Origin of the sequence: Pseudomonas mandelii, from assembly GCF_900106065.1 — a bacterium.
GTDB classification, from domain to species: domain Bacteria; phylum Pseudomonadota; class Gammaproteobacteria; order Pseudomonadales; family Pseudomonadaceae; genus Aquipseudomonas; species Aquipseudomonas mandelii.
Genome location: NZ_LT629796.1, coordinates 2,687,744 through 2,712,608 on the forward strand (window position 1 = coordinate 2,687,744; position 24,865 = coordinate 2,712,608).

The window sequence follows — 24,865 nt, forward strand, 5'->3', positions numbered from 1 at the left end:
ACCGGCGATCTCTGCCATACGTTGCCACAACGCGTAATACACTTGCCCGGATTTCTGCTTTCCGATGCGGTGCAGGTTTCCTGACAGTTTGAGCGATTACCTGGAAGGTTTGCCAGTAGGCTCTGGCAATGGCTTTTGCGGGACGGTCGGTCCTGTGCTGATGATGACTAATTTGTCCATGCTCAGGTGTTTGTTCAATGCGCTTTTGACTTGCTCTACGGTTAGACGCTGGGACTGCTGCATGAAGTCGTCCAGGTGATTCAATGGCAGGTTATAAAAGCCGATGGACGCCAGTTTCGAGACGATTTGTGCGTTGCTGGCAGTGGACTGCGGGAAGCTGCCAGCCAACTCGCGCTTGGCATCATCAAGTTCTTTTTCGGTCGGGCCGGTTTTAAGGTAGTCGGCGAGCACGTCCTGTACCAGTTTCAGAGTGCCTTCGCTCATTTCGGAGCGGGTCTGCAACTTGATCATGAACGGACCGCGCGCCTGCATCGGGGTGAAGGTCGAAACCACGCCGTAAGTCAGGCCACGTTTCTCGCGCACTTCGCTCATCAGTCGAGTGCCAAAGCCGCCGCCAAGGATCTGATTGCCCATGGACAGTGCCGCGTAGTCTGGATTGTCACGGTCGATGCCCAGTTGCGCGAGCATCAGAATGGTCTGTTTCGATGGGAATTCGATGTGGCTGATGCTGGCGTTGGGTTCGATCGGTTGCGGGATTTTCGCCAGGGCCGGGCCTTGGGGCAGGGTAGCGGATACCTGCGCGGCAATGGCTTCAGCTTCGGCACGGGACAAGTCGCCCACCAACGCGATCACCACGTTGCCAGCCGCGTAGGCTTTTTCGTGGAACGCGCGCAGCTGTGTCGGGGTGACGGACTGAATGGCTTGCGCCATGCCATCGCTGGCGTGCGCGTAAGGATGATCGCCATACAGACGGTTCATCAACTCAAGGCTCGCCAGTTTGCTCGGGTCATGCTGCTTATCTATGAAAGCGGCGAGGGTCTGATTGCGAAGGCGTGCATACGAATCGCCAGGGAAGGTCGGCTTGCCTGCGACTTCGGCGAAGAGTGTCAATGCCGGATCGCGTTTATCCTTGGCGCTGAGGCAGCGCAGGGAGACCTGCGCCGTATCCAGACCAGTGCTGGGGGCATACTGTGCGCCCAGGCTTTCGAAATCTTGGGCAATAGCGTTGGCATCCCTGCCGGCAACACCTTCGTTGAGCATCAAGTTTGTCAGCATGGCCAGACCCGGAGTGCCTCCATCCTGGCTGCTGCCGGCTGCGAAGGTCAGGCGCATGTCGAACATCGGTAACCCTCGGGCTTCGGCGAACAACACTTTGGCGCCTTCGGCAGTATTCCAAGCCTGAATATCAAGCGTGCGGGGACTTGGCGCCTGACCGTCGAGCTCAGCCAGCGATTGCAGCCCTTGGTCGGAGTTTTCCTTGTCTGGTACTTTGCCGGCGCCGGACTCATCTCCATCCTCTTTATCCACCTCCATCGGCAGTACATGGGCGACGCTGAGCCGCTCGCGGGTGAAATACAGCTTGGCGGCTTTCTGAATGTCTTCTGGCGTTACGCTTTCCAGTTCGGCCAGTTCGGTGTCCATCAGTTTCCACGACAGGCCGAAGGTTTCCAGTCGACCGATAGCGGTGGCCTGGCGGGTGATTGAGTCGCGCTCGTAAACCAGCCCGGCGATGACCTGCGCGCGTACGCGTCCCAGTTCTTCAGTGGACGGCGCAGTGATTTTCAGCTGTTCGAGCAGCCTCCACAAACCGGCTTCGGCCTGGGCGATGGTTTTGTTTTTACGGCTGTTGGGTGTTGCCGACAGGAGGAACAGGCTGTCACCCCGGGTGTAAGCGCTATAACTCGACGAACCGTCGGACACCAGCTCTTCAACGCGTTGCAGTTGCATTGGGATGCGTGAGCTATGGCCGTTGCCGAGCAGGGCCGAAATCATACGCAAGGCATTCACTGAGCGTTTATCTTCGGCGGTGGCGATGCTCGGCACGTTGAAGGCCAGCATCAAGCTGGGCAGTGGGGTCTTCACGTGCAGAGTGATTTGGCGTTGGCCGGGCTTGGCCAGTTCCAGCGGTCTTTTCGCGGCCGGCACATCGCGTCTGGCGATCGCGCCGAAGTAGCGCTGGGCCTGGGCTTTGACTTCGTGCGGGGTCACGTCGCCGACCACCACCAGCGTGGCGTTGTTCGGCGCATACCAGGATTGATACCAGTGGCGCAGCTCTTCGATCTTCATCCGGTCGAGGTCCGCCATCCAGCCGATGGTCGGCGTGTGATAACCGCTGGACGGGTAGGCCATCGCTTTGAAGCGTTCGTAGGCATTGTCCATTGGTTTGTCATCAGTGGTCAGGCGACGTTCTTCTTTAATGACTTCAATCTCCCGGACGAACTCGTCGACCGGCAGGAGCAGATTGGCCATGCGGTCCGCTTCCAGTTCGAAGGCCACGCTCAGACGATCTCGAGCCAGCGTCTGGTAGTACGCGGTGGAGTCGCTGCTGGTGAAGGCGTTGAATTGGATACCGAGCTCGCGCAGGAGCGGCAAGATTTTGCCTGGGCCGACTTTTTTGCTGCCCATGAACATCATGTGTTCCAGAGCGTGGGACAAGCCGGTCTGACCCGGAGGCTCGTAGCTGGCGCCGACCTTGTACCAGACCTGGGAAGCTACCACCGGTGCCCGATGATCCTCGCGCACGATGACCTTGAGGCCATTGTCGAGTGTGAACTCGGTAGTTGAACTGGAAGTTGTCTCGTTAGCTGATGCTTTCATTCCGTTAACAGTCCTTTGCGTCCATGCGAGTTGTTTCGCAGGTTCACAGTGAACGAAAGGAAAAGAACTAAGCAAACTGGTTATGTTGCTGTTTGAAAAAACGGGAGGGCACCCTGGACAGGCGGTTCACCTGTCCAGGTTACTCTTTTAAGAAGATATTTCAGTGCTTCGCTGCCACAACGAATAGTAGACGCGCCCGGATTTCTGCTCACGGTGCAGGCGCCAGTTGGCCGGCAGGCCGAGCGTCGAGGGTGCTGTTTCGCTTTCGGTGTAAACCCACGCATCGTCCGCCAGCCATTGGCGCTCTTCCAGCAGCGTGCAAACGGCCGGCAACAGGTTCTGATTGAACGGTGGGTCGAGGAACACCACGTCGTAGGCGGTCGCGGTCTGGGTCTCCAGATAGCGCAAGGCATCGGCCGTCTGAATCTGGCCGGTGGTGCAGCGCAGGGTGCCCAGATGTTCCTTGATGCTTGAGACCGCGATGTTGCTGGCGTCCAGTGCCTGGCCCATCGCCGCGCCACGGGACAGCGCCTCAAGGAACAACGCGCCGCTGCCGGCGAATGGATCAAGCACCTTGGCGCCCGCGATGTAAGGCGCGAGCCAGTTGAACAGGGTTTCACGCACCCGGTCCGGGGTTGGGCGCAGGCCCGGGGCGTCGGGGAAGCTCAGCTTCCGGCTGCCCCATTCGCCGCCGATGATGCGCAATTGGTTCACGCCGTTGTGGACGTTGTGAACAGGTTTCTTAGGACGAGTGGCCATCAATGCTCCGGAACCCCGAGCGGCTGCTCGGCAGGTTTATCAGTAGGGGCCGGTAACGGCTTTTGCGGCACGGTCGGGCCAGCGCTCACGATGACCATTTTGTCCGTGCTCAAGTGTTTGTTCAGTGCGGCTTTGACCTGTTCGACAGTCAGGCTCTGCGACTCACGCATGAAGTCATTCAGATAACTCAGCGGCAGGTTGTAGAAACCCATGGCGCCGAGCTGGCCGACGATGTCGGCGTTGCTGGCCGTGGACAGCGGGAAGCTGCCTGCCAGTTCACGCTTGGCGTCGTCGAGTTCTTTCTGGGTCGGGCCGATTTTAAGGTAGTCGGCGAGCACGTCCTGCACCAGTTTCAACGTGCCTTCACTCATCTCGGCGCGGGTTTGCAAGTTGATCATGAACGGGCCGCGTGCCTGCATCGGGGTGAAGCCCGAATAGACGCCGTAGGCCAGGCCACGTTTCTCGCGCACTTCACTCATCAATCGGGTGCCGAAACCACCGCCGCCGAGGATCTGGTTGCCCAGGGACAGTGCGGCGTAGTCCGGATCGTCACGGTCGATGCCCAGTTGCGCAAGCATCAGGTTGGTCTGCTTGGACGGGAACTCGATGTGGCCGATGCTGGCTTTCGGTTCTTCAGGCTGCGCAATTTTCGCCAGTGCCGGGCCTTTCGGCAACGCGCTGGAGACTTGCGCGGCAATCGCCTCGGCTTCGGCGCGGGACAAATCACCCACCAGCGCAATCACCACGTTGCCGGCTGCGTAGGCTTTCTCGTGGAACGCCTTGACTTGCGCCACGGTAATCGCCGGGACGGTTGTCGCCGTGCCGTCGCTGGAATGCGCGTAGGGGTGATCGCCGTACAAGCGGTTCATCAGCTCCAGGCTCGCCAGTTTGCCCGGGTTCTGCTTCTGGTATTCGAAACCGGCAAGCATCTGGTTCTTGATGCGCGCAAAGGAGTCGGCAGGGAAGGTTGGTTTGCCGACGACGTCGGAGAACAGTTTCAGCGCCGGTTCGCGCTTGTCTGCGGCGCTGAGGCTGCGCAGGGAAGCCAGTGCCATGTCTTTAAAGGCGCCGTTGCCAAAGTCTGCGCCCAGGCCCTCGAAGCCTTGAGCGATGGCGCCGACATCTTTTCCGGCCACACCTTCGTTGAGCATCGCGTTGGTCAGCAGTGCCAGACCGGGCGCGTTGCCGTCCTGGCTGCTGCCGGCGGCGAAAATCAGGCGCAGGTCGAACATCGGCAGCTCGCGGGCTTCGACGAACATCACCTTGGCGCCTTCGGCGGTGTTCCAGGTCTGTACGTCGAGCGAACGGTGGCTCGGCGCCTTGCCGTCGAGTTCACTCAGCGATTGCAGCTTCTGGCTGGACTTGGCCTTGTCGAGGGCTTCGCTGGCCGTGGAGTCTTCGCTTTTCGACAAATAGAACGCAGCAGAGCCGATCAGGGCGACTGCGATCAGGCCGATCAGGACCAGACGGGATTTTTTACGCTCACTCATGAGTCGTCTCCAGTGGCAGTACATGGGCGACGCTGAGACGTTCGCGGGTGAAATACAGCTTGGCGGCTTTCTGGATGTCTTGCGGTGTCACGCTTTCCAGGTCGGCGAGTTCGGTGTCCATGAGTTTCCAGGACAGGCCGACGGTTTCCAATTGGCCGATGGAGGTGGCCTGACTGGTGATCGAATCACGCTCGTAGACCAGGCCGGCGATGACCTGGGCGCGGACGCGTTCCAGTTCTTCGGCGGACGGCGCAGTGGTTTTCAGCTGATCGAGCAGCTTCCACAGGCCCGCTTCGACCTGGGCCATGGTTTTCTTTTTCTGGGTGTTCGGCGTGGCCGACAGGGTAAACAGACTGTCGCCGCGAGTGTAAGCGTCGTAACTCGACGAACCACCGGACACCAGTTCTTCGCCGCGTTCCAGTTGCGTCGGGATGCGTCCGCTGTAGCCGCCGTCGAGCAGGGCCGAGATCAGGCGCAAGGCATTCACCGAGCGCTTGTCTTCGGCGGTGGCGATGCTCGGCACGTTGAAGCCCAGCATCAGGCTCGGCAACTGGGTCTGTACGTGAAGGGTGATCTGGCGTTCGCCAGGCTCGGCCAGTTCCAGCGGGATTTTCGCCGCTGGCACATCGCGTTTGGCGATCGGGCCGAAATAGCGCTGGGCCAGGGTTTTGACTTCGTCCGGGGTCACGTCGCCGACCACCACCAGCGTGGCGTTGTTCGGCACGTACCAGGATTGGTACCAGTGGCGCAGCTCTTCGACTTTCATGCGGTCCAGGTCAGCCATCCAGCCGATGGTCGGCGTGTGGTAACCGCTGGCCGGGAAAGCCATGGCCTTGAAGCGTTCGTAGGCCTTGGACATCGGTTTATCGTCGGTGCGCAGGCGACGTTCTTCCTTGATGACTTCGATCTCGCGGGCGAACTCGTCGGCCGGCAGGCGCAGGGTGGCCATGCGGTCGGCTTCCAGTTCGAAGGCCACGCCCAAGCGGTCGCGGGCCAGCACTTGGTAATACGCGGTGAAGTCATCGCTGGTGAACGCGTTCTCTTCGGCACCGAGGTCGCGCAGGATCAGCGACGCTTCGCCGGGGCCGACTTTCTCGCTGCCCTTGAACATCATGTGTTCGAGGGCGTGGGACAAACCGGTCTGGCCCGGCGTCTCGTAACTCGAGCCGACCTTGTACCAGACTTGGGAAACCACCACGGGCGCACGATGGTCTTCGCGGACAACGACCTTCAGGCCGTTATCCAGAGTGAATTCGTGGGTGGGTTGTGGATCGGCAGCCAGGGCCGAGAGGGGCAGACAAACTGTGCTGAGCAGCAGGCCTGCAGCGCGGCGGGCTAAAGCATTCATTCGTTTTTAAACCTGTTGAGCTGCCCGCTTGGCTTAGCGTCGGCGGGCGAGAGGGTGCTAGGATACTGGTCCGTATTACTGGCGGCCACGTCTATCAGGCCTTTGATCGGCCGGACGGTTGCATGGGTTACCTGCGGAACCTTGGTTTTGTCAGCTAAACTCTGCGTTTTCGCAGAAGATGCCGTACCAGTCCTTCGTATTAGTCAACCTTTGAGGTGCTGTTTGCACCTCGACAAAATGTTGCGCGTGAACAAGCTGGGTCAATCGCAGTCTGTTCTGCATCGAATATTTATTTGCCGGGGCGCCCTTTGGCGCGTCGCTACCGTGAGATAGCCGTCCTCCATGTTTGGTTCCAACGACGACAAGAAGACCCCAGCTGCGGCTGGCGAGAAGAAAAGCCTGTTCGGATGGCTGCGCAAAAAGCCGCAGGAACCCGTCGTCGAACAGCCACAGCCAATTCCTGAGCCAACACCCGCGCCGGTAATAGAAGAAGCACCGGCGCCGGTTGTCTTGCCGATGGCCGAGCCGGTGCTGCAGCCGGTCGCCGAGGCTGAACCCGAAGTCATTGCCGAGCATCCGCTGGCACCCGCTCCAGAGCCGTGGCTGACGTTGCCAGTGGCGGAAGAGCCGGTGGCCTTGGTCGAAGATGAGCTGGCGCCGCATGTGACGCCGACGATTCCTGCACCGACTGCTTTTGCACCTGAGCCTGTTCAAACGCCGGTCATTGAGCCTGTCGTTGCGCCGGTTATCGTGGCCGAGCCGGAGCCGGTTGTTCCAGAGTCTGTGATTCCTGCGTTCGTCGCTCCTGTGGTTGAAGCACCTGCGCCTGCGCCTGCTCCTGTCATTGCTCCGGTAGTCGCCGCGCCCGCAGTTCCCGCCGAAGTCCCGGCCGAGCCGCCGCGTAGCGAAGAAACCAAAGCCGGTTTCTTCGCCCGCCTCAAGCAAGGCCTGTCCAAGACCAGCGCCAGCATTGGCGAAGGCATGGCCAGCCTGTTCCTGGGCAAGAAAATCATCGATGACGAACTGCTCGAAGACATCGAAACCCGTCTGCTGACCGCCGACGTCGGGGTCGAGGCGACCTCGGTCATCATCCAGCGCCTGACCCAAAAGGTTGCGCGCAAGGAGCTGGCCGATGCCGACGCGCTGTACAAATCCCTGCAGGCTGAACTCGCCGCGATGCTCAAGCCTGTCGAGCAGCCGCTGAAAATCACCTCGCAGAACAAGCCTTTCGTGATTCTGGTGGTCGGCGTCAACGGTGCCGGCAAAACCACCACCATTGGCAAACTGGCGAAGAAGCTGCAACTCGAAGGCAAGAAAGTCATGCTCGCGGCCGGTGACACCTTCCGCGCCGCCGCCGTTGAGCAATTGCAGGTCTGGGGCGAGCGCAACAAGATCCCGGTCATCGCCCAGCACACCGGTGCCGACTCCGCTTCGGTTATCTTCGACGCCGTACAGGCCGCCAAGTCCCGTGGCATTGATGTGCTGATCGCCGACACCGCCGGTCGCCTGCACACCAAAGACAATTTGATGGAAGAGCTGAAAAAGGTTCGCCGGGTTATCAGCAAACTCGACGCCGACGCGCCGCACGAAGTGCTCCTGGTGCTCGACGCCGGTACTGGCCAGAACGCAATCAGCCAAGCCAAGCAATTCAACCAGACCGTCGAACTGACCGGCCTGGCGCTGACCAAGCTCGACGGCACCGCCAAGGGCGGGGTGATTTTCGCCCTGGCCAAGCAATTTGGTTTGCCGATTCGCTACATCGGCGTCGGTGAAGGCATCGATGACTTGCGTACTTTTGAAGCAGAACCCTTTGTCCAGGCACTGTTTGCCGAGCGGGAGCGTTCATGATTCGTTTCGAACAGGTCGGTAAACGCTACCCGAACGGTCACGTCGGCTTGCATGAGCTGAGCTTTCGAGTCCGTCGGGGCGAATTCTTGTTTGTAACCGGCCATTCCGGCGCCGGTAAAAGCACCTTGTTGCGGCTGCTGCTGGCGATGGAGCGTCCGACCACCGGCAAATTGCTGCTGGCCGGCCAGGACCTCGCCACCATCAGCAATGCGCAGATTCCGTACTTGCGCCGGCAGATTGGCGTGGTGTTCCAGAACCACCAACTGCTATTTGATCGCACGGTGTTCAACAACGTCGCTCTGCCGTTACAGATTCTTGGGCTGTCCAAGGCCGAGATCGTCAAACGTGTGGATTCGGCGCTTGAGCGTGTCGCGCTGTCGGATAAAACCGATCTGTACCCCGGCGACCTGTCCACCGGGCAGCAACAGCGCGTCGGCATCGCTCGCGCTATCGTCCACCGTCCGGCCTTGCTGCTGGCGGACGAACCTACCGGTAACCTCGATCCGCGTCTGGCGGCCGAGATCATGGGCGTGTTCGAAGACATCAACCGCCTGGGCACCAGCGTGCTGATCGCCAGTCACGACCTGGCCTTGATCGCCCGCATGCGTCATCGGATGCTGACCCTGCAACGCGGCCGATTGATCGGCGACGGGGAGGCGGGCGTATGAGTGCGACACGCAGCCCCAAGGTTTCCGAGCGCGTGGCGCCGAAAGCCGCCGATCCGCAACCGCAGAAGAAAAAGCGAAACGATGACGACGGCCCGGATTTCGCCACGTTGTTTCGTGCCTGGGTTGAAAGCCATCGCGCCAGTCTGCTGGACAGCTTGCGTCGGTTGGGTAAACAGCCAATCGGGAGCTTTTTCACCTGCATGGTGATGGCGGTCGCCCTGAGCTTGCCGATGGGCCTGTCACTTTTGCTGAGTAACGTCGAGCGTCTCGGCGGTTCCTGGCAGCGAGCGGCGCAGATTTCCCTGTACCTGCAACTCGAGGCCAACCCGGCTGAAGGCGAGTCGTTGCGCGAGCAGATCAAAGGCATGCCTGGCGTAGCCGATGCTGAATATATCGGCCGAGATCAGGCGCTGGAGGAGTTTCAGCAGCAGTCCGGACTGGGCGAGGCGCTTAAGGAACTGCCGGAAAACCCGCTGCCAGGCGTGGTGCTGGTGACCCCGAACGAAGTCGACAAGCCCGCGCTTGAAGCATTACGACAAAAACTTTCCGAGCTGCCCAAGGTACAACAGGCTCAACTTGATCTAGTCTGGGTCGAGCGTCTGGCAGCGATCCTCAAGCTGGGTGACCGTTTTGTCTTCGGTCTGACCGTGCTTCTGGTTTCTGCATTACTTTTGGTGATAGGCAATACCATTCGTCTTCATATTGAAAACCGCCGCACAGAGATAGAAGTGATTAAACTCGTCGGCGGCACGGACAGCTATGTGCGCAGGCCCTTTCTGTACATGGGTGCGCTTTATGGCTTCGGTGCGGGGATTCTTTCCTGGGGTGTATTGGCGTTTGGCCTTGATTGGCTGAACGACGCAGTTGTCGGGCTGGCCGGTTTGTATGGCAGTGATTTTGCGCTGGCCGGAGTGCCAGTTGCCGACGGTCTGTCTCTCTTGCTTGGCGCGGTGCTGTTGGGGTATATCGGTGCATGGATTGCAGTCGCACGCCACCTGAGGGAGCTTGCGCCTAAGTAGTATCATTTTGCTCGTATTGACCTTTCAGCGTTTATGGGAACTTGTCTTTCGGTTTCCGGTCAATTTTCGCAGTGCTGAACTGCACGAGTTATGTAAGTCGGAGGTTTTTTCGTATGACCAATTCTTTGCAACCTGCATATGCTCTGGTCCCGGGTGCGAACCTGGAGGCCTATGTGCACACCGTGAACAGCATTCCATTGCTGACTCCGGAGCAGGAGCGTGAACTGGCCGAGAGTCTCTATTATGAGCAGGATTTGGGGGCGGCTCGGCAGATGGTGCTCGCCCACCTGCGTTTTGTTGTACATATCGCCCGTAGCTATTCCGGCTACGGCCTGGCTCAGGCTGACCTGATCCAGGAAGGTAACGTCGGTCTGATGAAGGCGGTGAAGCGCTTCAACCCGGAAATGGGTGTGCGTCTGGTTTCGTTCGCAGTGCACTGGATCAAGGCGGAAATTCACGAGTTCATCCTGCGCAACTGGCGCATTGTGAAAGTCGCGACCACCAAGGCCCAGCGCAAGCTGTTCTTCAACCTGCGCAGCCAGAAGAAACGTCTGGCGTGGCTGAACAACGAGGAAGTCCACCGTGTGGCGGAAAGCCTCGGCGTAGAGCCGCGGGAAGTGCGCGAGATGGAAAGTCGCCTGACCGGCCATGACATGGCCTTCGACCCGGCCGCGGAAGCGGACGACGACAGCGCTTTCCAGTCGCCGGCCAACTACCTGGAAGACCACCGGTACGACCCGGCGCGTCAACTGGAAGATGCCGACTGGAGCGACAACTCCAACCACAACCTGCACGAAGCGCTCGAAGTGCTGGACGACCGCAGCCGTGACATCCTCTACCAGCGCTGGCTGGCGGAAGAAAAAGCCACGCTGCACGACCTGGCGCAGAAGTACAACGTGTCGGCCGAGCGTATTCGTCAGCTTGAAAAGAGCGCGATGAACAAGCTCAAGTTGTCGATCGCCGCCTGACCTGCGAAGCGGCAATAAAAAACGCCCCGATCAGTGATGATCGGGGCGTTTTTGTGTGTGCCTACTAGTGACAAGCCGCCTCCTGTAGGAGCGAGCCTTGCCCGCGAAGGCGGTGTATCAGTCGATGAAGGGGTTGGCTGACATACCGCCTTCGCGGGCAAGCCTCGCTCCTACGGGTGATTTGCGTCGTCTCGGACTCGTTATTGGGACCAAGGTGCCCGGCGTGAATCATTAATGCCAACCAGATAGCTATCGCCACCCAACTGGCTCATCTGCTGCCGAATCCACCCGGCCCGACGCGCAACATAGTTGGTCGGATGACTTGCACTCCACACCCGCGGGTTTGGCAGCACCGCCGCGAGCAAGCTCGATTGCTGGCGACTAAGACCTTTAGCGCTCACACCAAAGTGATGCCGGGCCGCCGCTTCCGCGCCAAACACCCCGTCATCCCACTCGACGCTGTTCAGGTACACCTCAAGAATCCGCTGCTTGGGCCAGAGCACCTCGATCAACCCGGTGAACCACGCCTCCAGGCCTTTACGCAGCCAACTGCGGCCGGACCACAAAAACAGATTCTTCGAGACTTGCTGGCTCAGAGTGCTGGCACCGCGAATCGAACCACCGAGCTCGTTATGGGCCAGGGCTTTCTGGATCGCACCAAAGTCAAAACCCCAGTGTTCCGGGAATTTCTGATCCTCGCCCGCGATCACCGCGACTTTCAGGTCGTCAGAGATTTCATCCCAGGGCTTCCAGGTGCGCTGCAAGTCAATGGGCTCGCCGTCGAACCAGGATTCGACCTTGCGCTCGACCATCAATGCCGTTCCCGGTGGCGGGACCACGCGAAAGATCAGTACCAGCAGCACGCTGCCGCCCGCGAACCAGAGCACGGCCTTGGTAAATCGTCTTAAAAATAAACGCAGCATAGAGATGACTTGGCCGAACCCGTTGAGCGGGCCATTATACAGACCCTGTGGATCGAGTCTGACTGGAGTTCTTCATGCTGCGTGGCTTTCTGATGCTGGCCGCTTTCTTCGGCTTCACCGGCGTTGCCCTTGGCGCGTTCGCAGCCCACGGCCTGAAAAACCGTCTGACTCCCGAGTACCTGGCGATTTTCCATACCGGCGTCACCTACCAACTGGTGCACACCCTGGCGTTGCTGGGTGTGGCGCTGCTGGCCACGCAGATTCCGGGACGCTTGATCACTTGGGCCGGCGCTTCGTTTGCCATCGGCATCCTGCTGTTTTCCGGCAGCCTGTACTTGCTGACCCTGACCGGCGTCAGCAAGCTGGGGATCGTCACCCCCTTCGGCGGCCTGGCATTCCTGGTCGGCTGGTTCTGCCTGGGGCTTGCCGCCTGGCGGTTGAGCTGACCGGGCAGTCCATTTCATGACGAATGGCTTGGGTCGCCAAGACTGATCGGGCTAGAATGCCAGCCCCTAAAAATGATGGCGGCATTCGGTATGCGCATTCAGTTGAACGGCGAATCCCTTGAACTGCCCGACGGTGAAACCGTTGCGGCCCTGCTGACCCGTCTGGAACTGACCGGACGCCGGGTGGCGGTCGAACTCAATCTGGATATCGTCCCGCGCAGCCAGCATGCAGAAACCACGCTCAACGATGGCGATTCCGTCGAAGTGGTCCACGCCATCGGCGGCGGCTAGTCGCCCGGCCCGCAAGGGCACAGAATTCTGCAAGAACCTCACCCCTACAGAGGATTTCCCATGAGCATCGTTCGTAGCGACAAGCCCTTCGTCCTGGCCGGTCGTACTTACCAGTCGCGTTTGCTGGTAGGCACCGGCAAGTACCGCGACATGGAAGAAACCCGCCTGGCCATCGAAGCTTCGGGTGCCGAGATCGTCACCTTCGCCGTGCGCCGTACCAATCTGGGCCAGATCGAAGGCGAGCCGAACCTGCTCGAAGTGCTGTCGCCGGATCGCTACACCTTCCTGCCGAACACCGCGGGTTGCTACGACGCCATCGAAGCCGTGCGCACCTGCCGCCTGGCCCGTGAGCTGCTCGATGGGCACAATCTGGTGAAGCTGGAAGTGCTGGCCGACCAGAAAACCCTGTTCCCCAACGTGATCGAAACCCTCAAGGCCGCCGAAACGCTGGTCAAGGAAGGCTTCGACGTGATGGTCTATACCAGCGATGACCCGATCATCGCCCGTCAATTGGCGGAAATCGGCTGCATCGCGGTCATGCCGCTCGCCGGTCTGATCGGTTCGGGCCTGGGGATCTGCAACCCGTACAACCTGCAGATCATCCTCGAAGAAGCCAAGATTCCCGTGCTGGTGGATGCCGGTGTCGGTACCGCTTCCGACGCCACCATCGCCATGGAACTGGGTTGCGAAGCCGTGCTGATGAACTCGGCCATCGCCCACGCCCAGCAGCCGATCATGATGGCTGAAGCCATGAAACACGCCATCGTCGCGGGCCGCCTGGCCTACCTCGCCGGTCGCATGCCGAAAAAACTCTATGCCAGCGCCTCCTCGCCGCTGGATGGTCTGATCAAGTAAGAGCCATTGATGACTGAATCAAACGACACGCCAATCCAGACGGAAGAAGGCGACGAGCGCCAACACCGCCGCATCAAGAGTTTCGTGATGCGCGCCGGGCGCATGACCGAAGGCCAGCAACGCGGTCTGGACCAGGGCACGCCGCTGTTCGTGCTGCCATTGGCCGACGCGCCGGTAGACTTCGACCAAGTGTTCGGTCGCTCGGCGCCGCGCTCGCTGGAAATCGGTTTCGGCATGGGCCATTCGCTGCTGGAAATGGCCGCGGCCTCGCCAGAACAGGATTTCATTGGCGTGGAAGTGCACCGTCCGGGTGTCGGCGCGCTGCTCAATGGCGTTCTGACGCAGGGCTTGACCAACCTGCGGGTCTACGATTGCGATGCAATCGAAGTGCTCAACCGTTGCGTGGCCGACAACAGCCTCGATCGCCTGATGCTGTTTTTCCCGGATCCATGGCACAAGAGTCGTCACCACAAGCGTCGTATCGTTCAGGCGTCGTTCGCTGAGCTGGTGCGCAGCAAGCTGAAAGTCGGTGGCATTCTGCACATGGCCACCGACTGGGAGCCCTACGCCGAGTACATGCTGGAAGTGATGAACGTCGCCCCGGGTTATCGGAACCTGGCTGAAGACGGCAAATGCGTCCCGCGCCCGACCGAACGCCCGATCACCAAGTTCGAACGCCGCGGCGAGCGACTTGGGCATGGCGTTTGGGACCTGAAGTTCGAAAAACAGTCCTGAGCCCTACGCACTACAAACTGTGGGAGCGAGCCTGCTCGCGAAAGCGATCTGACAGTCAACGATAATGTTGAATGTGACGACGCCTTCGCGAGCAGGCTGCTCCCACATTTGCTTTATGCAGTGTTCAAGATCGGCGTCTGGCCGCCGAAAGCTCTATGCCCCCAATTGTAAAGGAAGACAAGGTTTTGAAATTCATCCTCGTCTGCATCCTGTTGTTCATCGCCCTGCCTTCAATGGCTCACGGACAGACGCTGACGATCGACGACTACTTTCAACGTGCCCAGGATGCAGCTGATCAAATCAAACGTAACGCGGATGAGTTGGTCAGGCTGGAAGCAAGCGGGGAGTTGGATTTCAAGAACAAGCCCGAGCAAATAGGCAACATGGAAGGTGATCTGGAGGCCTTCAAATACAATTTGAAGATGGCGTCTGACGGTGGGCATCCCATCGCGAGCTATTTGCTGGCTAATACCCTGAGCAAACCGGGCCCTACCGAACAACAGCGCAGGGAAACCTGTGAGCTTTATGAAAAAGCCATGGATCAAGGCTTTTTGGCGGCAGCCGTCGCCTACTTCCATCGGTGCGATCAGGACTCGATGAAGTCTGATCGACGCGATGCCGGACACTTGAAATATCTGCAGACGCTTGAGGAGCTGCTTCAGGAGCCAGATATTTTTGCTGATTTTTATCCGATGCCGGCCAAGCGCGCCCTGTGCTTTCAGGACTTGCAGCCAGGCTTGTCAAAAGAACGAGTGATAGGGTCCTTGCAGGCGCGTGCTGTCGCATTGATGCTGACCGAAGATCAGTACCGGGCCGAGGCCAATTACATTCTGGCAATGAGCCGAGTCAATGAGAGTGGCAGGCTCGACCGTCAGAATGTTGTGTATCTGGACAAGGCCGAAGCGTTGGGCTGCCACGACTTTATGGGGATCAGTGCCAGGATCCGAAGCGAAGCCAAGTCCGTGGGCAAGCCATAAAGGGCATTCGCAATACAAAAAATGTGGGAGCGGGCTTGCCAGCGATGGCGTTCTGACAGTCAACGAAGATGTTGAATGTTATGACGTCATCGCGAGCAGGCTCGCTCCCACAGTTGTTTTGGGTGTAGTCAAAGGTCAGCGGCGGTCGGCGACGACGCCGATCAGCACCAGCACCACCAACAACACCGGCGCCAGGCTGTAGTTGTTGAACTGGCTCAGGCCTTTGATGATCCACGGGGTGGCGTAGATCAACGCGACGCCGCTGCCGACCATGCACACCAATGCCATCAGCGGGACGCGCAAGGCGCCGGCGATGCTGCCCAGGCGCTGGTCGACCCAGCCTTTGATATCGGCGCCAAACAACACCAGCAGGCAGCCCACCAGCGCCAGAGAGATTTCCGACAGGTTGCTGCGGCTCCAGCGGGAGACGGTGGCGAGCAGGTCGAGTATCAAATCCATTCGTTTTCCCCTAAGGCTGAAATCAGCTCAGAAATGTTTGCAGCAAGTCATTGAGAAACAGCTGTCCGCGATCAGTCGCCGCCAGACGTGACGGTTCGACCCGCAACAGGCCGCTTTGTTCGGCTTCCCGCCGGCCTTCGGCGAGGCTTTCCAGCGGCAGTCCGGTGCGCTCCGGATACAGGCGCGATTCCACGCCTTCAGTCAGGCGCAGGGCGTTCATCAGGAAGTCGAACGGCAGCTCGTCGTTGGTCAGCGCTTTCTCTCCGGCCTTGAAGCTTTTCGCCGGGTTCAGGTAATCCTTCGGCAGGCGCGTTTTCCAGGTGCGCACGATGCGCCCGTCCGGATGGCTCAGCTTGCCGTGGGCACCGGCACCGATGCCGATGAAGTCGCCGAAACTCCAGTAATTGAGGTTATGCCGCGCCGGGCGACCAGGCTGAGCATAAGCCGAGACTTCGTATTGCGTGTAACCGTGTTCGGCAAGCAGCGCCTGACCGGCTTCCTGAATGTCCCACAGCGTGTCGTCTTCCGGCAGCGTCGGCGGCTGGTTCCAGAACACCGTGTTCGGCTCCAGCGTCAGTTGATACCAGGACAAATGCGTCGGCTTCAGGGCGATGGCCTGGCGCAGGTCGTTCAACGCATCGTCCAGCGACTGATCCGGCAAGCCGTGCATCAAGTCCAGGTTGAAGTTATCGAACCCGGCCTGACGCGCCATGCCGGCAGCACGCACCGCTTCGTCGCCGTTGTGAATCCGCCCCAAGGCCTTGAGCTTCTCTTCCTGAAAACTCTGGATGCCGATCGACAGGCGATTGATGCCCAGCGCGCGGTAGGCGACGAATTTCTCTTGCTCGAACGTTCCCGGATTGGCTTCCAGGGTGATTTCGATGTCGCTGGCGAACGCAATCCGCTGCTCGACGCCTTTGAGCAAACGACCCAGGGCTTCGGCGCTGAACAGGCTCGGCGTGCCGCCACCGAAGAAAATCGAGCTCAGCTCACGACCGTAAACCGCATGCAGGTCCTGATCGAGGTCGGCCAGCAACGCGTCGACGTACTCTTCTTCCGGCAGCACCGGGCTGGCAGTGTGGGAGTTGAAGTCGCAATAAGGGCATTTGCGCACACACCACGGAATGTGGATGTACAACGCAAGGGGCGGCAGCACGGGGAGCGCGGCCCGAGGCGAGGGGGCGGCACCGCCGAAAATCAGCGGTGACGCGGATGAGTCGTGGGTCATATCAGGCCTAGACGCTGGCGCAGCAGATCCATTGCACGGGCGCGGTGGCTGATGAGGTTCTTCTCGCTCGGGCTCAGCTCGGCGCTGGAGCAATCGCGCGACGGCACCCAGAACAGCGGGTCGTAGCCAAACCCGTGTTCACCGCTGGCCGCCGTCAAGATGCGCCCGTGCCACAGGCCTTCGCAGAGGATCGGCAGCGGATCGTCGGCATGTCGCACCAGCGCCAGCACGCAGACGAACTGTGCGCCGCGCTCAGATTCCGGCACATCCTTCAACGCTTCGAGCAGTTTGGCGTTGTTCGCCGCATCACCCTGGCCATCCGCGTAACGAGCCGAATAGATACCCGGCGCACCGCCAAGGAAATCCACCGCTAGCCCGGAATCGTCGGCCAGCGCCGGCAAACCGGAGATGCGCGCGGCGTTGCGGGCCTTGAGGATGGCATTCTCGACGAACGACAGGCCGGTTTCTTCAGGCTCGACGCTGCTGAACTCGCCGATCGAGCGCAGTTGCACCGACTCGCCGAGCATGGCCTGGAGTTCCTTGAGTTTGCCGGCGTTATGGCTGGCCAGTACGAGTTGCGTGAAGTTCATCATTCGCCGGGGAAAAGCTCTTGGTTGAAATTGATGGTGTTGATTTTATCGCCGTTCTGCACCTTGATCTCGAAGGTGCGGACTTCCTGCTGATCCACCGGGAACTGGGCGATGTAGTAGATCGCGCCCTGTTCGGTGATCTGTTTGAATTTCAGCGGCACACTTTGGCTGGTCAGGTCTTTGACCGTCCCGCTGACCTGAGCCATCTGGGGTTTGCCTTCCTTGATTACCGACACGTTGATCACGCCTTGATTCTTGCTGCGGGTGAGCTCCGCGGCTTTAGCGATATCAGGGGTCAGAAAGGTAGAGTTGAAGGTGTTGTAATGCACCGTCACATCACCAAACTTCTCCTGACGATCACCTTTGATGACGTCGGCGGCCATGGCCGTGACGCTCAGGCAGGCAGTAAGTACAAACAGCGCTAGACGACCCATGATCGTTCTCCTTGGAATGTCGTGGTTCAGACCGCGATTTTGTGATCCTGCAACCCTGGGCTGCTGACGCGGTAAATACCGATTTCACCTAATAGATTAGGCCATAGCTTACTGGCCCACCCGTGGCGGTGTTGTTGATCCACGGCCAGCCGATCAATGACCTTGGCTTCACGTTCGCGACACAACGCTTCAAAGTCTTCGAAGGTGCAGAAGTGGATGTTCGGCGTGTTGTACCAGGTGTATGGCAGAAACTCCGACACCGGCATCCGGCCCTTGCTCGCCAGGTACCAGCGGCAGCGCCAGTGACCGAAGTTGGGGAAGGTGATGATGCACTGGCGGCCGACCCGCAGCATTTCGTCGAGGATCCTGTCCGGGTAATGCACGGCTTGCAGCGCCTGGGTCATGACCACGACGTCGAAGCTGTTGCTGGCGAAGTTGCCGAGGCCCTTGTCCAGGTCCTGCTCGATCACGTTGATGCCCTTGGCCACGCATTCGGCGATGTTGTCCGGATCGTTTTCCAGGCCATAGCCCGTCACTTGTTTGTTATCGCGCAGCCAGGTCAGCAGTTCGCCGTCACCGCAACCGAGGTCGAGCACGCGGCTGCCAGCGGGGATCCATTCCTGGATGATTTCCAGATCAGCTCTCATGGCTTTCTCACAACGTAATGCGGTTCATGTAATTGCTGAAGGCCTGCAAGTAACGCGGGATCGGAATCAGGAAGGCGTCGTGGCCTTGCGGAGCGTCGATCTCGAGGTAGCAAACGTCCTTCTTGGCCGCCATTAGCGCATTCACCAGTTCCCGCGAGCGGGCAGGGGAGAAGCGCCAGTCGGTGGTGAAAGACATCACGCAGAACTTGGCCTGGGCATTGGCGAAGGTTTTCGCCAGGTCATCGTCGAAGTTGGCTGCCGGGTCGAAGTAGTCCAGCGCCTTGGTCATCAGCAGGTACGTGTTGGCGTCGAAACGCCCGGAGAACTCTTCGCCCTGATAACGCAGGTAGCTTTCAACCTGGAATTCGACGCTGTGGAAGTCGTAGTTGAGCTTTTCGCTCTTGAGGCCACGACCGAATTTCTCACCCATCGAGTCATCCGACAGGTAGGTGATGTGCCCGACCATCCGCGCCAGCATCAAACCGCGCTTGGGGATCACGCCCGCCTCTTGGAACGAGCCTCCGTGGAAATCGGGGTCGGTGAGGATCGCCTGGCGCGCCACTTCGTTGAAGGCGATGTTCTGCGCCGACAACTTGGGGGCCGAGGCGATGGCCAGACAATGACGAATGCGGTCGGGGTAGGTGATGCTCCACTGCATCGCCTGCATGCCGCCGAGGCTGCCGCCGATTACGGCGGCCCATTGGCGAATGCCGAGCAGGTCGGCCAGGCGCGCCTGGCTGTGCACCCAGTCTTCCACGGTCAGGACCGGGAAGTCAGCGCCAAACGGCTTGCCGGTCTCCGGATTGATGCTGCTGGGGCCGGTGGAGCCGTTGCAGCCGCCGAGGTTGTTCAGGCTGACCACGAAGAATTTGTTGGTGTCGATCGGCTTGCCGGGGCCGATGCAACTGTCCCACCAACCGGGTTTGCGGTCGTCGGGGCTGTGGAAGCCGGCAGCGTGATGGTGACCCGACAAGGCGTGGCAGATCAGCACGGCGTTGCTCGCCGTGGCGTTCAGCGTGCCGTAGGTTTCGTAAATGAGGTCATAAGCTGGGAGCGAACGGCCACAGGCCAGGGCCAGGGGTTCACTGAAGTGCGCCACTTGCGGCGTCACCAGACCAACAGAATCGGCGGGAAAGGCAGTTGGCATCGACCCTGCTCTCGTTGAAATGAGGCGTAAGTCTAAAGACCGGTGGGGTCAGCGGCAAGCAAAGGGCGGGCCTGATTTCATTCAGCTGGACCGAGACGCGGCATTCGCGGGCAAGCCTCGCTCCTACAGGGATTGCGTCAACTTGTAGGCGCGAGGCTTGCCCGCGAAGAACGATGACGCGGTTAACCCGCCGGACGCAGCAGATCCGGCAAATCCGGCAGCTTCTTCGGCGAACAGATCCGCACCCGCTTCTGCCGGTTCAACTCCCCGCTGATCAAACTGACCTGACTCTTGGACACCCCAAACGCCTTGGCCAGAAACGCCATCAAATACGCGTTGGCCTTGCCTTCGACCGGCGGTGCGGTCAGGCGAATCTTCAGCCGATCCCCGTGCAGCCCGCAGAAGTCATCGCTGCGGGCTGCCGGTTGCAGGTGACATTCCAGAATCAGATCATCACCGTCCCAGCGAAAGTAGCTCATCAGATCAGGCCGAGCAGCCCCATCGGCATCAGGGCGAAGTTCGCAAGGCGCGGGATCAGCCAGCTTTGCAGCAACTGGATCACGATAAACGCGAAGATCGGCGAGATGTCGAGGCCACCCAGGTTCGGAATGATCCGACGAAACGGGGCGAGTACCGGTTCAGTGATCTGCGTGACCAGTTCTGCACCTGGGTTGTGGCTGCCTGGGGCGACCCAGGACAGAATCACGCTGATGATCATCGCCCAGAAAATAATGTTCAAGAACAGAGAGAAGAGCGCGATCAGGGCCCATGGCACCAGGAACAGCCAGTCGACCATGAAGCCTTTGAGCAGCAGGATCACCGCGATCAGCAGCATTTGAATGATCAGAGCCAATACCAGTGACGACATGTCCAGCCCGAACATGCTCGGGATGACCCGGCGCAGCGGCTTGAGCAGCGGTTGGGTGGCCTTAACGATGAACTGGCAGAGCGGGTTGTAGAAGTTCGCCCGAACCAGTTGCAGGATGAAGCGCATCAGTACGATCAGCAGGTACAGGCTGCCCAGGGTTTTAATTATGAAAATGGCAGCGTCATTGAGTCCAAGCATCATTAATTCCTTTGTAAGAGCTGATTAGCGGCCAAGTTGCTCAGCCATCTCGGCCGAACGGTGCGCAGCGGCGCCGAGTGCTTTTTCGACCAGCGCTTCAAAGCCGCCGGCCTGGAACGATTTGATTGCTGCTTCCGTGGTGCCCGCCGGGGACGTCACGCGACGGCGTAATTCAGCAGCGTCGACATCACTGGCAACCGCCATGTGTGCGGCACCCAACGCGGTTTGTACCGTCAATTGTGCGGCGATGTCCGCTGGCAGGCCGAGTTTCACGCCAGCGGCGGTCATGGCTTCGATCAGCAGGAAGAAGTACGCCGGACCCGAGCCGGAAACGGCGGTGACCGCGTCCAGTTGCTGCTCTTCGTTCAGCCACAGGGCAATGCCGACGGCCGACAACAGCTCTTCGGCTTGCTGACGTTGCTCAGCGTTTACTTCGGCCGTGGCAAACAAACCGCTCACGCCCTGACGCAGCAGCGCCGGGGTGTTGGGCATGCAGCGCACGATCGGCTGGGCGCCGAGCCAGTTGTTCATGCTGGCGCAGGTGATGCCGGCCGCAATCGAAACCACCAGTTGATTCGGTTTCAGGCTTGGGCGAATCGCTTCGCACACCGCTTTCATGGCCTGCGGCTTGACCGCCAGCACCACAACGTCAGCGTCTTGAATGGCATCGGCATTGTCGGCGAATACTTCAACGCCATGTTCAGCCTGCACCTTGGCGCGGGTTTCGGCGCCCGGATCGCTGGCGCGGATCTGTGCGGCGTCCAGGCCTTTGGCGCGAAGACCGCCGATGAGGCTGGCGGCCATGTTTCCGGCACCGATAAAGGCAATACGAGTCTTGCTCATGTCAGGTCCTTATCAAGAGAGGCGTCAGCCATTGTCATGGTTGACCGTAGTCGCGGGCGCCAAACAGGGCCGTACCGATGCGGACCCAAGTGGCACCCTGGGCGATGGCCGACTCGAGGTCGTGGCTCATGCCCATGGAAAGTGTGTCTAGCGGCAGATTCAGGCTGGCTTGCAGGCTTTGCACGGCAGCAAAAGCGGCATCCTGGGCGGCGCGATCTTCAGTCGGCTCAGGGATCGCCATCAGCCCTCGCAACTTGATGCGCGGCAATTCGCTGATGGACTTGGCCAGGGCCGGCAGGTCGGCCGGGGTGCAGCCGGATTTGCTGGCTTCACCGCTGACATTGACCTGGATGCAGATGTTCAGGGGCGGCAGATCGGCAGGGCGTTGTTCGGACAGGCGTTGTGCGATTTTCAAGCGATCCACGGAATGCACCCAGGCGAAGTGCTCGGCGATAGCGCGAGTCTTGTTCGATTGAATGGGGCCGATGAAGTGCCAGATCAAGGGCAGGTCGGCCAATTCGAGCTGTTTGCCCAAGGCTTCCTGCAAGTAGTTCTCGCCAAAATCGCTCACGCCTGCGGCATACGCCTCGCGCACGGCCTCGGCAGGCTTGGTCTTGCTCACCGCCAGCAGTTGAACGCTGTGCTCGTCGCGGTGGGCGGCAAGGGCGGCGGCGCGGATGCGCGAACTAACCTGAAGAATGTTGTCTGCTATCGTGGACATCAAAGAGGCGCCGGCGGTTTGAAGGTTGGCGGCATTCTACTGGAATTGAGGAGCGCTATGGATATCACTGAGCTGCTGGCCTTCAGCGCTAAACAGGGCGCGTCCGACCTGCACCTGTCTGCCGGCCTGCCACCGATGATTCGCGTCGACGGCGACGTGCGGCGCATCAACCTGCCGGCCCTGGACCACAAACAGGTGCATGAGCTGATCTACGACATCATGAACGACACCCAGCGGGTGGACTTCGAGAAACACCTGGAGACTGATTTTTCCTTCGAAGTGCCCGGCGTGGCGCGTTTCCGGGTCAACGCCTTCAACCAGAACCGGGGGGCGGGTGCGGTATTCCGGACCATCCCGTCGAAAGTCCTGAGCATGGACGACCTCGGCATGGGCGAGGTGTTTCGCAAGATCACCGAGGCGCCGCGCGGCCTGGTGCTGGTGACCGGCCCCACCGGTTCCGGCAAGTCCACCACCCTGGCGGCGATGATCGATTACCTGAACAACCATCGCCATCACCACATCCTCACCATCGAAGACCCCATCGAATTCGTCCATGAATCGCGTAAATGCCTGATCAATCAGCGCGAAGTCCACCGTGATACCCGTAGCTTCGCCACGGCCCTGCGCTCGGCGCTGCGGGAAGACCCCGACGTGATTCTGGTGGGGGAAATGCGTGACCTGGAGACCATTCGCCTGGCATTGACCGCCGCCGAGACCGGTCACTTGGTGTTCGGCACGCTGCACACCACGTCAGCGGCGAAGACCATCGACCGGGTGGTGGACGTGTTTCCGGGGGACGAGAAATCGATGGTGCGGTCGATGCTGTCCGAGTCGTTACTGGCGGTGGTGTCGCAGACCCTGATCAAGAAGATCGGCGGTGGGCGCATTGCGGCGCACGAAATCATGCTCGGCACGTCGGCGATCCGTAACCTGATCCGCGAAGACAAGGTGGCGCAGATGTACTCCTCGATTCAGACCGGGGGCAGCCTGGGGATGCAGACGCTGGACATGTGCTTAAAGGATTTGGTGACCAAGGGCTTGATCAGCCGGGAGCATGCCCGGGAGAAGGCGCGGACGCCGGATAACTTCTGAGGAGGCCAGAAACGCCTTCGCGGGCAAGCCTCGCTCCTACAGGTCAGGCATGTGCCGCAAAAAATGGCACGTGACCTGTAGGAGCGAGGCTTGCCCGCGAAGAGGGCGTCATGACCGAAGCAAGTGCCGGGTCTGACCCCGGGACTTCAGATCAGCGCTGAACAACCTGAAGTGTGTTCTTCTCTTTCGGCAGAACCCGCTTGGCAACCACGTAGTGGCTTTCCCAGTACGGTTTCTTCAAGGTGTCGATGGTCACCGACTTGCCACGGCGCGGTGCGTGGATAAAACGGTCGTTGCCCAGGTAGATGGCAACGTGATTGACCCGACGGCTCTTGATGTTGAAGAAAATCAGGTCGCCCGGCTTCAGATCCTTGCGATCGACTTTCTCGCCATGACCGCTGGCCATGGCATTGGACGTGCGTGGCAGGTCGAACGTGGCGTCGTTGAACGCGTATTTCACCAGGCCGCTGCAATCGAACCCTTTACTTGGGCTGCTGCCGCCCCAACGGTAAGGTGTACCGAGGACGTTGACGGCGCGACTCAGCACGTTGCTGCTTTCCTTGGTCGCCATCGGCGGAACAAGGCTGCTTTTACTAGCCAGCTGTGGAGCACGTTTTTCGGTTTTCTTGTTTTTGCTCGAAGGAGCAGAAACATGGGATTTTTGGGTGTAACCATTAACGTTTGGAAGACGTTGCTCACGATTGGTGGCGTGGGCGGCCAGTGGCATCAAAAGGCAAATGGTTAGCCATGTCTTGAAAAATGGACGCATTAGGCAAGGCTCATATGGGTTAGCGCGCAACTTTATAACAGCTTTTTTTGCCCTTCCGAGGCCGTTGGTCGATTCAACTTGTGGTCAACGGAACCAAATAAGCGGCAAATGGACGCAATTGTCGGACAGAAGTCAGGTGGTATAAGGCTTTGACGCAACCGAAGGTAGCATGTGCCATACGTCGGCAATCTGTAAAAAAGTCACAAAGAATTCAAGAATATTTATCTATCGTGTGAATCGAGGTCCTTCATGAACACCTATCAACAGGCTGGCCAGCAGCAAGATACACACAGCAAAGTGATCGGCTACCTGCTGTGGATTTTTGGTTTTACCGGGGCTCACCGCTTCTATTACGGCAAGCCGGTGACCGGGACGATCTGGTTTTTCACCTTCGGTTTGCTGGGTATTGGCTGGCTGATCGACATCTTCCTGATCCCGGCCATGGACCGTGAAGCGGACCTGCGTTTTACCGCCGGGCCCATCGAGTACAACGTGGCGTGGATTCTGCTGACGTTTCTCGGTGTCTTCGGCGTACACCGGATGTATCAGGGGAAGTGGCTCAGCGGATTGCTGTACCTGGTGACGGGCGGGTTGTTCTTTCTGGGGGTTTTGTATGACTTCTGGACGCTGAATGACCAGGTGTCTGTGCGTAACGCGCAGAATCGCGGCACTTTCCAGTAAGCCATCGCCAGCAGGCTAGCTCCCACAGGGGATTTGTGTTGTTCACAGATCCTGCGTGGGAGCTAGCCCTGCTAGCGATTGGG

General features: G+C 59.6%; 26 protein-coding genes and 2 pseudogenes. 11 read left to right on the plus strand and 17 right to left on the minus strand.

Going from position 1 to position 24,865, the window contains the following annotated elements; all coding sequences use genetic code 11:
• Positions 1–96: 96 nt before the first annotated feature.
• The 5 genes and pseudogenes from BLU63_RS12145 to BLU63_RS12160 all read right to left on the minus strand — a co-directional run.
• Positions 97–1,443 (minus strand): annotated as a pseudogene (locus tag BLU63_RS12145) (M16 family metallopeptidase); the annotation flags it as partial.
• A 33-nt stretch (positions 1,444–1,476) separates the two neighbouring features.
• Positions 1,477–2,778, minus strand: a pseudogene (locus BLU63_RS32745) (M16 family metallopeptidase); the annotation flags it as partial.
• A 147-nt stretch (positions 2,779–2,925) separates the two neighbouring features.
• The gene (gene rsmD / locus BLU63_RS12150) at positions 2,926–3,537 is read right to left on the minus strand and encodes a 16S rRNA (guanine(966)-N(2))-methyltransferase RsmD (protein ID WP_010466805.1); all 612 of its coding nucleotides are present in this window, start codon (positions 3,535–3,537) and stop codon (positions 2,926–2,928) included.
• Positions 3,537–5,027 carry a M16 family metallopeptidase gene (locus tag BLU63_RS12155; protein WP_083375537.1) on the minus strand — a complete coding sequence of 497 codons (1,491 nt, stop codon included), beginning with the start codon at positions 5,025–5,027 and terminating at the stop codon, positions 3,537–3,539. The genes rsmD and BLU63_RS12155 overlap by 1 nt, the downstream gene beginning before the upstream one ends.
• Complete coding sequence (locus BLU63_RS12160; protein ID WP_010466807.1) at positions 5,020–6,375, minus strand: M16 family metallopeptidase; 1,356 nt, start codon at positions 6,373–6,375, stop codon at positions 5,020–5,022. Before BLU63_RS12160 ends, BLU63_RS12155 begins: the two co-directional genes overlap by 8 nt.
• 342 nt (positions 6,376–6,717) lie before the next feature.
• Here BLU63_RS12160 and ftsY point away from each other — a divergent pair, with 342 nt between their 5' ends.
• From ftsY to rpoH, 4 genes are all read left to right on the plus strand, one after another.
• Positions 6,718–8,223 (plus strand): signal recognition particle-docking protein FtsY, encoded by a 1,506-nt coding sequence (gene ftsY / locus BLU63_RS12170; protein WP_083375538.1) that lies wholly within the window; start codon positions 6,718–6,720, stop codon positions 8,221–8,223.
• The gene (gene ftsE / locus BLU63_RS12175; RefSeq protein ID WP_010466809.1) at positions 8,220–8,891 is read left to right on the plus strand and encodes a cell division ATP-binding protein FtsE; all 672 of its coding nucleotides are present in this window, start codon (positions 8,220–8,222) and stop codon (positions 8,889–8,891) included. The genes ftsY and ftsE overlap by 4 nt, the downstream gene beginning before the upstream one ends.
• Positions 8,888–9,910, plus strand: a complete 1,023-nt coding sequence (ftsX, locus tag BLU63_RS12180; protein WP_083375539.1) for a permease-like cell division protein FtsX — start codon at positions 8,888–8,890, stop codon at positions 9,908–9,910. The genes ftsE and ftsX overlap by 4 nt, the downstream gene beginning before the upstream one ends.
• Before the next feature lie 113 nt (positions 9,911–10,023).
• Complete coding sequence (rpoH, locus tag BLU63_RS12185; protein WP_007897890.1) at positions 10,024–10,878, plus strand: RNA polymerase sigma factor RpoH; 855 nt, start codon at positions 10,024–10,026, stop codon at positions 10,876–10,878.
• Between the two features lie 200 nt (positions 10,879–11,078).
• Here the strand turns inward: rpoH and mtgA are convergent, their stop codons facing one another.
• The gene (gene mtgA, locus BLU63_RS12190; RefSeq protein ID WP_083375540.1) at positions 11,079–11,801 is read right to left on the minus strand and encodes a monofunctional biosynthetic peptidoglycan transglycosylase; all 723 of its coding nucleotides are present in this window, start codon (positions 11,799–11,801) and stop codon (positions 11,079–11,081) included.
• Between the two features lie 74 nt (positions 11,802–11,875).
• Here mtgA and BLU63_RS12195 point away from each other — a divergent pair, with 74 nt between their 5' ends.
• From BLU63_RS12195 to BLU63_RS12215, 5 genes are all read left to right on the plus strand, one after another.
• Positions 11,876–12,247: a DUF423 domain-containing protein gene (locus BLU63_RS12195; protein ID WP_010466813.1), complete on the plus strand. Its 372-nt coding sequence runs from the start codon at positions 11,876–11,878 to the stop codon at positions 12,245–12,247.
• Positions 12,248–12,337: 90 nt separating this feature from the next.
• On the plus strand, positions 12,338–12,538 hold the full coding sequence (thiS, locus tag BLU63_RS12200) for a sulfur carrier protein ThiS (RefSeq protein WP_007897898.1): 201 nt from the start codon (positions 12,338–12,340) through the stop codon (positions 12,536–12,538).
• 60 nt (positions 12,539–12,598) lie between these two features.
• A complete protein-coding gene (locus BLU63_RS12205) occupies positions 12,599–13,393 on the plus strand; it encodes a thiazole synthase (protein ID WP_010466815.1) in 795 nt (264 codons plus the stop codon).
• Positions 13,394–13,402: 9 nt separating this feature from the next.
• On the plus strand, positions 13,403–14,128 hold the full coding sequence (gene trmB / locus BLU63_RS12210; protein ID WP_083375541.1) for a tRNA (guanosine(46)-N7)-methyltransferase TrmB: 726 nt from the start codon (positions 13,403–13,405) through the stop codon (positions 14,126–14,128).
• 185 nt (positions 14,129–14,313) lie between these two features.
• Complete coding sequence (locus BLU63_RS12215; RefSeq protein ID WP_010466819.1) at positions 14,314–15,105, plus strand: hypothetical protein; 792 nt, start codon at positions 14,314–14,316, stop codon at positions 15,103–15,105.
• Positions 15,106–15,240: 135 nt separating this feature from the next.
• On the opposite strand, the gene BLU63_RS12220 is transcribed toward BLU63_RS12215, so the two are convergent.
• From BLU63_RS12220 to BLU63_RS12265, 10 genes are all read right to left on the minus strand, one after another.
• Positions 15,241–15,564 carry a DUF3392 domain-containing protein gene (locus tag BLU63_RS12220; protein ID WP_010466821.1) on the minus strand — a complete coding sequence of 108 codons (324 nt, stop codon included), beginning with the start codon at positions 15,562–15,564 and terminating at the stop codon, positions 15,241–15,243.
• A gap of 22 nt (positions 15,565–15,586) precedes the next feature.
• Complete coding sequence (gene hemW, locus BLU63_RS12225; protein ID WP_083375542.1) at positions 15,587–16,792, minus strand: radical SAM family heme chaperone HemW; 1,206 nt, start codon at positions 16,790–16,792, stop codon at positions 15,587–15,589.
• Positions 16,789–17,385, minus strand: a complete 597-nt coding sequence (gene rdgB / locus BLU63_RS12230; RefSeq protein WP_083375543.1) for an RdgB/HAM1 family non-canonical purine NTP pyrophosphatase — start codon at positions 17,383–17,385, stop codon at positions 16,789–16,791. Before rdgB ends, hemW begins: the two co-directional genes overlap by 4 nt.
• Positions 17,382–17,816 carry a DUF4426 domain-containing protein gene (locus tag BLU63_RS12235; RefSeq protein ID WP_077747223.1) on the minus strand — a complete coding sequence of 145 codons (435 nt, stop codon included), beginning with the start codon at positions 17,814–17,816 and terminating at the stop codon, positions 17,382–17,384. The genes rdgB and BLU63_RS12235 overlap by 4 nt, the downstream gene beginning before the upstream one ends.
• Positions 17,817–17,842: 26 nt before the next feature.
• Entirely contained in the window at positions 17,843–18,463 is a 621-nt protein-coding gene (gene metW / locus BLU63_RS12240; protein ID WP_010466828.1) for a methionine biosynthesis protein MetW, read from the minus strand.
• Between the two features lie 7 nt (positions 18,464–18,470).
• Complete coding sequence (gene metX / locus BLU63_RS12245; protein ID WP_010466830.1) at positions 18,471–19,610, minus strand: homoserine O-succinyltransferase MetX; 1,140 nt, start codon at positions 19,608–19,610, stop codon at positions 18,471–18,473.
• A gap of 182 nt (positions 19,611–19,792) precedes the next feature.
• A complete protein-coding gene (locus tag BLU63_RS12250; RefSeq protein WP_008007416.1) occupies positions 19,793–20,089 on the minus strand; it encodes a DUF167 domain-containing protein in 297 nt (98 codons plus the stop codon).
• Positions 20,089–20,676: a YggT family protein gene (locus BLU63_RS12255; RefSeq protein ID WP_083375544.1), complete on the minus strand. Its 588-nt coding sequence runs from the start codon at positions 20,674–20,676 to the stop codon at positions 20,089–20,091. Before BLU63_RS12255 ends, BLU63_RS12250 begins: the two co-directional genes overlap by 1 nt.
• A gap of 24 nt (positions 20,677–20,700) precedes the next feature.
• Positions 20,701–21,519: a pyrroline-5-carboxylate reductase gene (gene proC, locus BLU63_RS12260; RefSeq protein ID WP_010466837.1), complete on the minus strand. Its 819-nt coding sequence runs from the start codon at positions 21,517–21,519 to the stop codon at positions 20,701–20,703.
• Between the two features lie 34 nt (positions 21,520–21,553).
• Complete coding sequence (locus tag BLU63_RS12265; protein WP_010466839.1) at positions 21,554–22,240, minus strand: YggS family pyridoxal phosphate-dependent enzyme; 687 nt, start codon at positions 22,238–22,240, stop codon at positions 21,554–21,556.
• Positions 22,241–22,297: 57 nt separating this feature from the next.
• On the opposite strand from BLU63_RS12265, the gene BLU63_RS12270 reads away from it, so the two are divergent.
• Positions 22,298–23,332 carry a type IV pilus twitching motility protein PilT gene (locus BLU63_RS12270; RefSeq protein WP_010466841.1) on the plus strand — a complete coding sequence of 345 codons (1,035 nt, stop codon included), beginning with the start codon at positions 22,298–22,300 and terminating at the stop codon, positions 23,330–23,332.
• A gap of 151 nt (positions 23,333–23,483) precedes the next feature.
• On the opposite strand, the gene BLU63_RS12275 is transcribed toward BLU63_RS12270, so the two are convergent.
• Entirely contained in the window at positions 23,484–24,101 is a 618-nt protein-coding gene (locus BLU63_RS12275) for a C40 family peptidase (protein ID WP_077747226.1), read from the minus strand.
• Between the two features lie 249 nt (positions 24,102–24,350).
• Between BLU63_RS12275 and BLU63_RS12280 the strand changes: the two genes are divergently transcribed.
• Positions 24,351–24,782, plus strand: coding sequence for an NINE protein (locus BLU63_RS12280; protein ID WP_010466845.1), 432 nt, complete (start codon positions 24,351–24,353; stop codon positions 24,780–24,782).
• The last annotated feature ends 83 nt before the right edge of the window (positions 24,783–24,865 follow it).